Source organism: Bradyrhizobium ingae (assembly GCF_055791185.1).
Map to the genome: position 1 here is coordinate 78043 of NZ_JBVUBB010000022.1, position 13007 is coordinate 91049.

8 protein-coding genes are annotated in these 13007 nt (G+C 63.8%); 4 read left to right on the top strand and 4 right to left on the bottom strand.

Annotation, left to right across the window (positions count from 1 at the left end):
- Nucleotides 1-54 precede the first annotated feature (54 nt).
- Both ACV1FX_RS27055 and ACV1FX_RS27060 read left to right on the top strand, forming a co-directional pair.
- Nucleotides 55-1656, top strand: a complete 1602-nt coding sequence (locus ACV1FX_RS27055; RefSeq protein WP_473120614.1) for a hypothetical protein — start codon at nt 55-57, stop codon at nt 1654-1656.
- Complete coding sequence (locus ACV1FX_RS27060) at nt 1653-4592, top strand: AAA family ATPase (protein ID WP_473120615.1); 2940 nt, start codon at nt 1653-1655, stop codon at nt 4590-4592. Before ACV1FX_RS27055 ends, ACV1FX_RS27060 begins: the two co-directional genes overlap by 4 nt.
- A 43-nt stretch (nt 4593-4635) precedes the next feature.
- Here the strand turns inward: ACV1FX_RS27060 and ACV1FX_RS27065 are convergent, their stop codons facing one another.
- Together ACV1FX_RS27065 and ACV1FX_RS27070 are read right to left on the bottom strand one after the other, a co-directional pair.
- Entirely contained in the window at nt 4636-5670 is a 1035-nt protein-coding gene (locus ACV1FX_RS27065) for an LLM class flavin-dependent oxidoreductase (protein ID WP_473120616.1), read from the bottom strand.
- Nucleotides 5671-5782: 112 nt separating this feature from the next.
- Nucleotides 5783-6736: an alpha/beta hydrolase gene (locus tag ACV1FX_RS27070; protein WP_473120617.1), complete on the bottom strand. Its 954-nt coding sequence runs from the start codon at nt 6734-6736 to the stop codon at nt 5783-5785.
- A 538-nt stretch (nt 6737-7274) separates the two neighbouring features.
- Here ACV1FX_RS27070 and ACV1FX_RS27075 point away from each other — a divergent pair.
- Nucleotides 7275-9602, top strand: coding sequence for a xanthine dehydrogenase family protein molybdopterin-binding subunit (locus ACV1FX_RS27075; protein ID WP_473120618.1), 2328 nt, complete (start codon nt 7275-7277; stop codon nt 9600-9602).
- A 12-nt stretch (nt 9603-9614) separates the two neighbouring features.
- Here the strand turns inward: ACV1FX_RS27075 and ACV1FX_RS27080 are convergent, their stop codons facing one another.
- Nucleotides 9615-10613 (bottom strand): LysR family transcriptional regulator, encoded by a 999-nt coding sequence (locus ACV1FX_RS27080; RefSeq protein WP_473120619.1) that lies wholly within the window; start codon nt 10611-10613, stop codon nt 9615-9617.
- Nucleotides 10614-10801: 188 nt separating this feature from the next.
- Between ACV1FX_RS27080 and ACV1FX_RS27085 the strand changes: the two genes are divergently transcribed.
- Complete coding sequence (locus ACV1FX_RS27085) at nt 10802-11590, top strand: cyclase family protein (RefSeq protein ID WP_473120620.1); 789 nt, start codon at nt 10802-10804, stop codon at nt 11588-11590.
- Nucleotides 11591-11661: 71 nt separating this feature from the next.
- Here ACV1FX_RS27085 and ACV1FX_RS27090 read toward each other — a convergent pair whose 3' ends face one another.
- Complete coding sequence (locus tag ACV1FX_RS27090; RefSeq protein ID WP_473120621.1) at nt 11662-12969, bottom strand: MFS transporter; 1308 nt, start codon at nt 12967-12969, stop codon at nt 11662-11664.
- Nucleotides 12970-13007 lie beyond the last annotated feature (38 nt).

Consider the following 13007-nt stretch of genomic DNA (forward strand, 5'->3'; position numbering starts at 1 on the left):
GCCCTGCAGGCATGCGCGCTTGAGCAGTAGTCCCTGGGGCACGAGGGGGTGCACATGCCGCGATCTCGATCCCGGTCGAACTGGGCGGTCGTCGCTACGGTCGCAACGACGCTCGAATTTGTACTGATATCTGCGCTCATGCCGGCGACGGCAGTCGCGGCCGACGCGCCCGATCCGTTCGCCTCCAATTTCGGCGCCTACCCGCCAGCGAACTCCAACCCGCCGCCGTTCGAGGGCCCGTACAAGTTCCGCAAGCTGAGCCACGATTATCCGGCGCAGCCGCCGGAGCGCTCGTGGCGCGATGTCAAGCCGAAGGGCCCGATCACCGTTGCCAACGCCGCTGACTACATGGCGCGGCTGAAGGAGTATGTCGCGCCGTCGCTGCGCAAGATGATCGAGGCGCCCGCGCAATGGGATCCGGCCTCGAGCGGCTGGTACGACATGCCCTGGATGGGGCCGGCGGATGCGCCCGGCGACTATGACAGCGGACGCGATCCGATCCTTGGGGCCTTCACCGGGCAGATCATCCTCGGATCGAGCGAGACCAACAGCGGGCTCAAGGGCGACACCGAAAACCACACCATCGTCTATTACGACCGCATGGCGGCGACGATGCTGGCTAAGATCTGGAAGGACATCGGCAACCCCGATTTCGATGCCGCGAGCTTTCCCGAAGGAGCACTCGTGGTGAAGGCCGGAGGCGTGGCGGCGACGCCGGCCGACTGGCCGGTGGTCGATGGCGCCGCGATCTGGCGCGTGTACCGGCCGCCGCTCAAGGAGATCATCGACCATCGCCTGCATGGCTCGAAGGCGCCCTACACGCTGCAAGTGACGGATTTGCGCGTGATGCAGTTCGACATCATCGTCAAGGACACCGACGCGGCGCCGGAAACGGGCTGGGTGTTCACCACCTTCGTCTATGACAAGGATGCACCCAAGGGTACGGGCGCCTGGGACCAGCTGGTGCCGCTCGGCGCCACCTGGGGCAACGATCCGCAATTCGATCTCTATCCGGAAGGTCATCCGCCCGGCACGGCGCTTACGCAGTTCTGGCACAATCCGAAGGCGTCCGCGTACACCGAGGCGACCCTCGGATGGGGCGGACGCATGTCGGGACCGATCGACATCGCCCAGCGCCACGGCGTGATCCTGGTCGAGGGTGTGCAGCGCGGCCAGCTCAAGACCGACGCCGATTGCGACTCGCCGGACGTCAAGCATACCAACGTGTCCGGCGGCTTCCATGCGTCCGCCTGCCTGAGCTGTCATGGCACCGCCCAAAGCGGGGTCTCAGCACGGATGTATCCTTCACCGATTATCGCGTCGCTGCCGCCGGATGGATCGCCGTTCTGCCTCTACACGCCGGGCGGCGCGCAATGGGCCCAGTGGTATCAGAACCGCCCGGGCGACCAGCCGCAGCTTCTGTTGCCGGCGCTGCTGCTGCCCGCGGCCGTCTCGACCGCGAGCATGACGGCGCTGCCGTTCGTGCGCTTCGCGCCCAATCCTGCGACGCCGGTCGATCCGCAGGCGGTCCACCGCGCTCTGACGCAGGCGCCACGGGGGCTCGACTATGACATGCTCCTGATGTTCGCCATGGGCAACGCGCAGACGAGCAGCAAGGGTTTTACCCTGCTGCCGAAGCGGACACCGGTCCATTGACCGCCTTCTGCACCCAGTGCGGCACGCCGCTCGGCGAGGGCGTCAAGTTCTGCGGCGCCTGCGGCGCGCGGGTTGCAGAGGCGAAGCCGGTTACGGTCCGGCTTGCGCTCGGCGAGCGGCGCAGCATGACCGTGCTGTTCGCCGATCTCGTCGGCTCGACCCAGATGATCGACGGACGCGATCCCGAAGAGCTGCTCGACGGCCTCGCCGCCTATCGCATGGCCATCCGCGAGACCGTCGACGGCTTCGGCGGTTTCATCCTGCATCATCTCGGCGACGGCGTGGTGGTCTGCTTCGGCTACCCGATCGCCAACGAGGATGCCGCCGAGCGCGCCGTCCGCGCCGGTCTTGCCATCGTCGACAAGGTCGCGCGGCTTGCGCCCGCGGTCGCCGGCACGCCGCTTCAGGTCCGTGTCGGCATCGCCACCGGTGTGATCGTCGGGCAGGGCAATGCGGCGACCGCCCGCATCGAGGACAATTTCACCGGCGCGGCGCTCAACATTGCCGCGCGGCTGCAGTCGCTGGCTGCGCCGGGCGAGGTCATCATGGCGCAATCGACCGCGCGCCTGGTCGAGGGCGTGTTCGAGGCGCGCGCGCTCGGGCCGCAGACGCTGAAGGGTTTCGCCGAGCCGATCGCCGCGTTCGTGGCCACCGGGATCCGCGCCGGCCGCAGCCGCTTCGAGCGCCGGCTCGATATCGCCCGCGCTCCGCTCATCAATCGCCATGTCGAGCGCGATGCGCTCAGGCGCCTGTTCGACGTGGCGTGCGGGGGATCGGCGCAGTTCATCAATCTCGTCGGCGAAGCCGGCATCGGCAAGTCGCGCCTTGCGCATGTGCTCGACGAGACCGCGCCGGACGCCGCGTTCCAGACCGTCAATTTGCAATGCAACGCGGCGCTCGCCAACACCGTGCTGCATCCCCATATCGATCTTCTGCAGCGCCAATGCGGCATCGTGGCCCATGACGAAGACCGTGCGCGGCTCCAGAAGCTGCGCAAGTTTCTCGACGGCCGCCCGGCGGCCGATCCCGATGCGCCGGCGCTGCTCGCGAGCCTGCTCGGCATCGCCGGTGAGGATGTGCCGCCGGTCCGCATGAGCCCGCCCGAGCAGCGTGCGCGCACGCTCGCAATCCTGCAGGAGCTCATGGTTGCGCAAGCGCGGGAGAAGCCGCTGGTCGTCGTCTATGAGGATCTGCACTGGGCCGATCCCACCTCGCTCGATTTCCTCTCCGGCTTCGTCGAGGCAAGCCCCGCCGCGCCCTTGATGATGATTGCGACCACGCGGCCCGGATCGCGGTTCGAATGGGCCGACCGAGAGAGCGTGACCACGCTCGCGGTCGACCGGTTGACGGCGGACGATTCCTCCCGCTTTGCCGAGGCGATCGGGCGCGACATCGGGCTGTCGCCCACTGATGTGTCGCGCATCGTCGCGAAGACCGACGGCGTGCCGCTGTTCGTCGAAGAGATGACGCGCATGATGCTGGAGTCGCCGGATCGCATCCGCCGCGGCGATCTGCCCGAAACCCTCTCCGACCTCTTGACCGAACGGCTCGACCGGCTAGGGCCGGCCCGGCGGGTGATCCAGGTCTGCGCCGTGATCGGGCGCGAGTTCGCGCCCGCGCTGCTCGCCGCGGTGATGGAGCAGTCCCTTGAGGAACTCGACGGTCCCCTGCAGGCGATCCTCGCCTCCGGCCTGGTCGGCCAGGGGCCGGGCGAGAACCTCAGCTTCAAGCACGCGCTGATCCAGGATGCCGCCTACGCCTCGCTGCTGGCGCGGCCGCGGCGCGAGCTGCACGAGCGTGTCGCGCAGCGGCTGATCGCGGACTTCACTGAGATCGCCGAGCGCGAGCCGGAGATCGTCGCCCGCCATCTCACCCTCGGCGGCAAGCCGCATGCGGCAGCGGGATGGTGGCTGCGCGCGGGCGGCGCCGCGATCGGGCGCGGCAGCGCGCAGGAAGCGGCAGCGTTGTTGCAGGCGGGTCTCGATGCGCTCGCCGACCAGCCTGACGACGAGGCGCGCCGGCGCGAGGAGCTCGGCCTGCTCGCCGTGCTCGGCCCGGCTCAGATGGTGATGAAGGGCCCGGGCAGTCCCGACTTCGGCGCCGTGCAGCGGCGCGCCTACGACACTTGCCGCGCGCTGCCCGACACGCCGTCATTGTTCCGCATCACTTATGGCCTTGCCCTGTATCACTGGGGCAAGGCGGAATTTGCAACCGCGCTGCCGCTCGCCGAAGCGCTCGATGCGATGAAGGCCGACGACCCCGGCGAAGAGCACACGCTCGCGGCCGGCAACATGAACGGCATGATCCGCCTGCATCTCGGCGACGCAATGGAAGCGCGTAAACGCCTGAGCGAGACGGTCGGGCTTTACCGGCCGGAGCGCCATGCGCCGCTCTATCCGCACTACATGATGGATTTCGGCGTGTTCGGCCGCTTCTATCTCGGCATTGCCTGCGCGATGACTGGCGCGGGCGATGTCGGCGCGGCCCATGCGCGGGACGCGGTGCCGCTTGCCGAGGCGCTCGGCCAGCCGCATTCACGCGGCTTTTCCATGCTCGCCAATTTCATTGTCGCGATGCTGCGCGGTGACGTCGCGACCGCGCGCGACTGGGCGACGCGCTGCCGCCCGTTCTGCGTCGAGATGGGCTTCCCGGAATTCGTCGCCTTCGCCGACGTCGCGCTCGGCTGGGCCGACATCCAGGACAGCGCGGTGGAGAGCGGCCTTGCGCGCCTCGACGAAGGCATCGCTGCCTGGAAGGCGACGGGCTTCGAGACCTGGCAGACCTGGTTCGGCGCGCTCCGCGCGCAGACGCTGGTCAAGCTTGGCCGCCACGACGAGGCACGCACTGAGGTCGCCGAACAGGAGCGCCGCGCGGCACAGAACGGCGAGCGCCTGTTTGCGCAGTATTTGGCAGACGCCGTGCCGTCGCCGCCGTGAACGGCGGCGGGCGCATCACCACCGTCTGCGTCGGCGGCAGCAATTAGATTGCGGCCTTCTTGAGGACAGGAATCACCTTCCGGCCGAACAGCTCATGGGCAGACCTGACCTCATCGAGTGCCGCTCCCCAGTGCAGAACGGCCAGGAAATGCTGGGCGCCCGTTGCCCGGCACTGCGCGACAATCCGATCAGTAACCTGGCTAGGAGTGCCCGAGATGAATTCGTCGTCGCTCACCGTAAATCCACCACCCTGTCGCGGCGCATCCGGAACATGCGAGAATTTCAACCGTGAATCGTTGGCCGTGAAGCTCTTGTAGCGTTCAAGAGCGGAATGCATCAGCTCACTGGCTTCCGACTCCGACTCGGCAACGATCACGCGCCGCCGAAGCCCGAGGTGCCCGCCATCGGCGGCCAATCCCAGGCCTTGCGCCTCGGAAAGATAGGCCTCGAAGACCTGTTTGACCTGTTCCGTCGACATGAACCCGGTACAGATCTTGCTGCGGCGATGCGCTGCCCGTCGCGCTGAATCCACGCTGACGACCGTCGACCATTTCGGCGGACACGGCTTTTGAGCCGGCCGCGGCAGAAGGCGCAGGTTTTCGTACTTGAAATGCTTTCCGTCGTAGTCGGCAACGCCGGTCTCCAGCGCGGCATCCACGATATCAAGGCACTCGTTGTAGAGCGCGCGCGCCTGATCCATGGTCAGCCCGACTTTCGCAAGTTCTTGTGGAACGCCCACGGCGGTTCCGATTTCCAGGCGGCCTCCCGACAGCTGATCGAGAAGTCCGATTTCTTCGACGATGCGAGCCGGCGTGTAGTAGGGGGCCACGACACCCATGACGCCGAGGCGCAGCGTTTTCGTTCGCGCCGCCGTGGCTGCGATCAACAGGTTCGGCGACGAACTGAAGGAGCTGCCGAAGTGATGCTCGCTGAAGAAGATGCCTTCGAAACCGAGCCTTTCCGCCCGCTCCCACAATGAAAGATATCCCTCGAAATATTTCGGAACAGCTCGATCGGATTCGGTTGCGGCCTGATCCGTCAACTCCGGAAAGAATTCGAAGACCCAAGGGCGTATCATGCTTTGTCGCTCTCCTGATTGAGATTGGTCGGCTTCGGAGCAGGCCGTTCGCGGCCTTCGAACTTTGGCAGTCCGTGCGACATTCGCACCCGCGCCATGGAATGCCGCAGCTTCATCCGCTTGCTGCGGCAAACGCCTCCCGAAGCGCTCCATGGGTCTGACGGGCTGCCGCTCGCGCCGCCGGCGTATCCTTCAACGGATTGAGCGAGGTGAAGGCATGGATAGTACCGAGATAGCGGGTTGCCGTAACGGTAACCCCAGCATCCATGAGCTTGCGCGCGTAGGCCTCACCTTCGTCACGTACGGGATCGTACTCGGCAGTCACGATCAGCGTGAGCGGTGCGCCGCGAAGTTGCTCGAGCGAAGTCAGCAGGGGTGACGCAAGCGGTTCCGCTGTGCTCGGCCGATAGTGATCGCGACTCCAGCGCATCGACTGCTCGGTAATGAAATAGCCCTGCGCGAATTCGCGCATCGAGGCCGACTGCTTGCTGACGTCCGTGACCGGACAGTGGAGGACCTGCACCAGAATGCGAGGCCCACCCCTGTCTCTCGCCAAGTTGACAACGGCCGCCGCGATTGCGCCGCCCGCGCTTTCACCGACGATCGCGAGTCTGCCCGGATCGATGTCGATATCGCGGGCGTGGTCGAACAGCCATCGGGCCGCTGCGTAGCATTCCTCGATAGCGACCGGATACCTGGCCTCCGGCGCCAGTGAGTAGTTGACGAAGGCGACGGCCGCATCGGTCCCATGCGCAAGCTCGACGACGCATCGGCGAAAGACGTCGTAATCGCCCATCACCCAGCCTCCTCCGTGAATGTAGATGGCACAAGGCAGTGGTCCATTTCGACCCGCTGGACGGACGAGTGTAACCGCGACATGTCCGCCAGATTCGAGGGGAACGGTGATCTCACCCAATTCGACCGGCGGCAATTCGAAATGCCCGGCCGATGCCGCCCGCAGCGCGGCACGGGCCTCGACCGGAGACAGATCGTGAAGCCGTGGTCCTGGCTGAGCCGCAAGCGCGTCCAGAAATCGTCGCGTCGTCGGGTCCATCGCTGTGCTCATGCGCTCGCCCATTCTTTCGTCCCGGCGATCACCGAGCATTGCCGGTTGCATCGGAGTACTCTTGTGTTCATCGCCGAATCCCACTCTCGAGCGGGCACTCCGGGCTTAGCCATGGCGCCAGGTCGTTCACCGCGCACTCGATCCCGCGAATGATCGGGTCCGACGTCAAAACCTCGTCGGTGAAATCTTGCGATGAGGCGTAGATTGCTGTCGCCGCGCATTGACTTGTGAAGAACGCAAAGAAGGTGACGACACCTCGGTCGCGGATGCGCTTTGATTCCGGCAATGCATGGGGGTGCGCGATCACGGTGTCAGCGAGGCCTCGATTGGATTGGATACGGACAAATCACGTCCGCAACGCCAATGGGTTGAAATCATAGGAGGGCTGTCGCGAGCATCGATACCCCCATTTTCGATGAACGTTTGATCGCTGGGCGATGAGGACTGGCAGGGTCGCCGCTCCGTATGATCACGAGCATCCGCACCACGAACGAGACGGATTTAGAGGCTGGAACGCAGTCCGATACAGCGGGGAGCAATGGTAAACGCGTTTGGGATTGGTCAGCCGGTTCGTCGTGTCGAAGACATGCGCTTTCTCACCGGGCGCGGCCGCTATGTGGATGATTTCCGGCTGCCTGGCGAATGCCGCGCCCATATCCTGCTGTCGCCGCACGCCAACGCCCGCATCCTGCGCATTGACACGGATGCCGCGCGCAGCATGCCCGGCGTCATTGAGATCCTGACCGGATACGACGTCCGAAACGAAGGACTTCCGGGCATGCCGCCTCTCTTCATGCCTGAAGACATGGGCGGCCCAAAGGGATTTCGGACACAACGTCCCATTCTGGCGTTCGACCGCGTCCGGTGCATTGGTGATCGCGTGGCCATCGTGGTCGCCGAGACGACGGCGCAAGCGCGCGATGCCGCCGAAGCCATCGTCGTCGACTACGAGCCGTTGCCCGCTGTGGTGCGGATTGAGGATGCCGCGAAAACGGGGGCGCCGAACGTCTGGGATGAATGCCCGGGGAACGTGTCATTTACCCTGGCCATCGGAGATGAACGGAAAACCGCCGCGGCATTCGAGCAAGCCGCGCACCGGGTCACGCTTCGAATGGAGAACAATCGCATCGCCGCTAACCCGATGGAGACGCGATCGGCTATCGGCGACTACGACACCGCCGAAGATAGCTACACCCTATACACCAGTTCGCAGGCCCCCCACGCGGTGCGCCAGCAGGTTTCCAATGTTCTCGGCGTTTCCGAATCGAGAGTAAGGGTCGTCTCTCCCGACGTGGGCGGCGGGTTTGGTTTGAAATCTGACGCTTTTCCCGAGGACATTCTGGTTCTCTGGGCATCGGCCAAATGCGGCCGCCCGGTCAGATGGACTCCCAGCCGATCGGATTCGCTGCTCAGCGATCATCATGCACGCGATCAGGTCGTTACCGCCGAGTTGGCGCTTGATGCGCAAGGAAAGATTCTGGCAATCAGGGCACATGCACTGCATGGCGTAGGCGCCTACATTGTCGCGGCAGGCGTTGCGCCGCTCGTGTTCTCATTGCGGTACACGCCCGGAGCCTATGATGTCCAAACCGTTCATCTGACGACGAAGGCGGTCTTCACGAACACCTCATCGGTCAACGTGTATCGCGGCGCTGGCCGCCCTGAAGGGAACTATGTCATCGAGCGACTGCTCGATCAGGCAGCTCACGAGATGGGGCTGTCGCCTTTCGAAATACGGCGCCGCAACCTCATCCCCGCCCGTGCGCTCCCTTACGCAACCGCTACCGGCTCCGTCTACGATTCCGGCGACTTTGCGCACCTGCTGGACAGATGTGCCGAACTCTCCGACTGGCAGGGCTTCGATCAGCGGCTGGCGGAATCGAAGAGCCGCGGCAAGCTTCGTGGACGTTCGATTGCCTACTACATAGAGCACTCGGGCATTTTCAACGAGCGCATGGATTTGCGCTTCGATCCAAGCGGCGGCGTCACCATCCTCGCGGGCACGCACTCGCATGGTCAGGGGCATGCGACCGTATTTGCCCAACTGGTCAGTGAATGGCTGGGCATTCCGTTTGAATCGATCCGCTTCTTGCAGGGAGATACCGACAAGGTACCGTTCGGACGAGGCACTTATGCCGCTCGCTCCTCCTTGCTGGGCGGTGTCGCGCTGCGTCGCGCGGCGGACCAGGTCGTCGAGAAAGCGGGGCGCATGGCCGCGCGACTGCTCGACGCGCCGGATCAGGACATTGAATTCAGGAACGGTCATTTCCTCGCCCGCGGTACGAACAGAACCGTATCCTTGATTGACACCGCGAAAGCCCTCTTCGGCAAGGTGGCGCTCCCGCAGGAGTTCGGCCTCGGCCTCGACGGCAGTGGGACTGCTTCCGGAGACATCCCGAACTATCCCAACGGATGCCACGCCTGCGAAGTCGAGATCGATCCGTCCACGGGCGCAACGAAGATCGATCGCTACTTTGTCGTCGACGATGTCGGAAACCCGCTCAATCCGATGATCTGCGAAGGCCAGATACATGGCGGCATAGCTCAAGGCGTCGGTCAGGCGCTGCTCGAGCACATCGTCTACGATCAAGACGATGGCCAGCTCCTGTCCGGCAGCTTCATGGACTATTCCATGCCTCGGGCCGACCATTTCTGCGATATCAAGAACGAGTTTTGCAACATTCCCAGTGCCACAAACCCCCTCGGGGTCAAAGGCGTTGGAGAATCAGGGACGATCGGTTCGCCGTCTGCGGTGATGAATGCTATCCAGGACGCCTTGCGCCCTCTTGGCGTTGAACATCTGGACATGCCGGCAACGCCGAATCGGATTTGGACCGCGATTCAGCAGACAATGCGCAACGGATGATCCGGACGGGAGCTATCGGACCACGGATGCTCCCAACCATCTGCCGCTGTTTGCGGCATCCGTCAGCGTCTTGCCAATGATCGTCGCAAGGCGGCGGATCGGGGTGATGTGTTCACGCTGCCGGTGCAACACCACTGCCCAGTGTACGTCCCAATCCAGCACCTCCGCGACCTGCAGGCCGCTCAGGTCTCTCTCGGTGAGGGCGGATCTGAGCGTCACGGTCTGGCCGACGAAGCCGCGTCGCACGAACTCAAGGCAGAGTTCCAGATTTTCCGGCTCAAGCAGGATCTTGGCGGTCAGGTTTCGCGATCGAACCTCACCATCCACCTTCTTGCGCACTGCGTTAGGGCGGCCCGGAAGCGCCAGCGGAAACGCCACAACGTCCTCGATCCGGACCGGCTCGTGAGGAGGGGGCAGCTTGCTGCCCCTCACCAGCACCAGCGGTTCACGGACGCGCGCCTCAGGCACGAATTCCGCTTCCGGAACCTGCTCCACCGCAATCACTGCGACGTCCAGCAAGCCTTGCTTCATCATGTCCCGAAGGAAGGCATTGAATCCTTCATGCACTCTCAGAGCGGTCCCGGGCGATTTGCTGCGCATCGTCTGCAGCGCCGGCAATGTCACGAGGTGACGCAACGCCGACGGCATGCCGACAACGACACGGCCAGCGGAATCATTTGTCAGTTCTTCGCGGATGGCCCATGCCTCGCGCAAGAGCGCTTCGGCACGCGAAGCCAGGATCGATCCTGCCTCGGTGATCGTGATGCCGGTCCGGCTTCGCACCACCAGCGGTCGTCCAATGTCGTGCTCGAGCTGGGACAACGACCGGCTGAGAGCAGGCTGGGACATGCCGAGCTCCTTTGCCGCGCCGTTAATACTCCCCACCTCTGCGACCCTCAGAAATTGCTGGAGCAATCGCAAATCCATGCGTGACCCGTTCAACGGTTTTCGTTCAAGACCATTACGGCCTTTGCCGCAGCGAGGCCAGCGTCTTGGGGCCGCAGCGCGCAAACTTTTGTATTTTCCCGGACCATTGCCCCGACATGCGATCGGCCCGCGAACAGCATTGAACGGCTTCCGGATAACGCTGCCACGCCTTCGTCGCTATGAGGAAAGATGTCCCACAGCTACCGTTCGGCCTCTGCAGCATCTCCAGCCTCCGCGTTGTAAGCGGTCAGGCCGCAATCTGGATTTAGAGGATGAGCAACGTGAAGTCCCGCCGCATCGTCGATCTATCGGTACCGATCATGAACGATATTCCGGCCGATCCTCCGAACATGCGGCCGCACATCCAATATTCAGACCATGCGGCCGGCGCGGCCGAATTCACGGAGCTTTTCCCGGGATTGAAAGCAGCCGACTTGCCGGATGGGCAGGGCGCAGCGATCGAACGGATCACTCTGACCACGCACAATGGAACGCATCTGGACGCACCCTGGCATTTTCATTCCACGATGAACGGTGGCGAACGCGCAATCACCATTGATGAAGTCCCGCTCGAATGGTGCATCCAACCCGGAGTCAAGCTCGACCTCAGGCATTTGCCCGACGGGCATGTGTGCTCGGCCCGCGACATCGAGCTTGCGCTTGACCGGATCAAACACAAGCTCAAGCCACTCGAAATCGTGTTGATCAATACCGGCGCTGGAGCGGCATTTGGCCAGCCGGACTTTCTCGATCGCGGATGCGGAATGGGACGGGAGGCGACGCTGTATCTGCTTGAGCAAGGCGTGCGCGTTGCCGGTACCGACGGATGGAGCTGGGATGCCCCGTTCTCGGCGACACGAAAGCGCTTTGTCGAGACCCAGGATCCGTCGATCATCTGGGAGGGCCACAAGGCCAGCCGCGACGTCGGCTATTGTCACCTCGAAAAGCTGGCAAACCTGGACCAATTGCCGCCCACGGGTTTCACCGTCATCTGCCTTCCGGTGAAAATCGCGGAGGCGTCCGCCGGCTGGACGCGTGCAGTGGCCCTGATCGATGCCTAGCGTCCCCTGAATGAGCGCATCTTGACGGGTTCATTCGCCAATCCGTTCGCCGTCGATGAGATTCGTTCGCGTCAGATCTTTTGCGTCACGCGTTTGAGGGCGCCGGCGATGACGGTGGCGACGATCAGGATCACGGCCATTCCGATCATGCCGGCATTGAACGATCCCGTCGCGTCCTTGAGAAAGCCGACCATGTACGGGCCGACGAATCCGCCGAATGCACCGACCGAGTTGATGAACGCGATTCCACCGGCGGCTGCGGCTCCGGTCAAGAAGCCCTGCGGGATCGTGTAGAAGACCGTCCGCGCGGAGATGGTACCGACCAGAGCCACAGTGAGGCAGGCGAGCGCCGGAACGAGCGAGGTAGAGACGACCGAAAGAGCCAGTCCGACAGCGCCAAGGATCAAGGCCGCCATGAGGTTGTAGATCTTTTGGCCCCTGCGATCGACGAGCCGCGCCCAGAACAGCATGCCGATCGTCGCGAAAAGGTAGGGGACCGCCGTAAGCCAGCCGACTTCCATGTTGCTCAGGCCGTGGTTCTTCAAGATCAGGGGCAACCAGATCCCGATGCCATAGGAGCCGATGGTGAAGGCGAACGTGATCGCGGTGAGCATCAACACCCGCGTGTCTTTCATTGCCGCCCACAGATCCTTCTTGGGCTTGTCGTGCTTGTCGCCGGCGAGCGCGAGAACGAGAGCCTGACGTTCCGCGGGCGTGAGCCATCGAGCCTGCTCCGGCGTGTCGGCGAGCAGAACGAGACACAGGACGCCGAGCACGCAGGCCGGAAGCCCTTCGATCAGAAACATCCATTGCCAGCCCGCGAGTCTCCAAAATCCATCCATGCCGAGGAGAGCTGCGGAGATCGGACTGCCGAGCAGCGAGGAGAGGGGGGTAGCAGCCATGAACAAGGCGAGCACGCTGGTTCGGTACTTCTCCGGAAACCAGATCGAGATGTACCAGATCACGCCCGGGAAGAACCCGGCCTCGAAAACACCGAGGAGGAAGCGGATGACGTAGAAACTATATGGTCCCACCGCAAGCGCCGTGGCCGCAGCGGCGAGGCCCCAGGTGATCATGATACGGGCGAGCCAGCGACGGGCACCGAAGCGGTACATCATCATGTTGCTGGGGACTTCCAGCAGGCAATAGCTGAAAAACAGGATCCCGGCGCCCCAACCGAACTGCGTCGCGCTCAAGCCGAGGGCCTTGTTCATTTGCAGTGCAGCAAAGCCGACGCTGGTACGATCGAGATAGTTGAACAGATAGGCGAGACCCAGGATCGGCACCAAGCGCCAGGTGTTCTTGGAAACGGCCCTCGCGAGCAGGCCTGCATCGGCGCTGCCTTGGGTAAACGATGCATTGGCCACAACATCGATCATCTGCCGCTCCTCCCTTGATCCGGGCCGGTTGCCCGAGA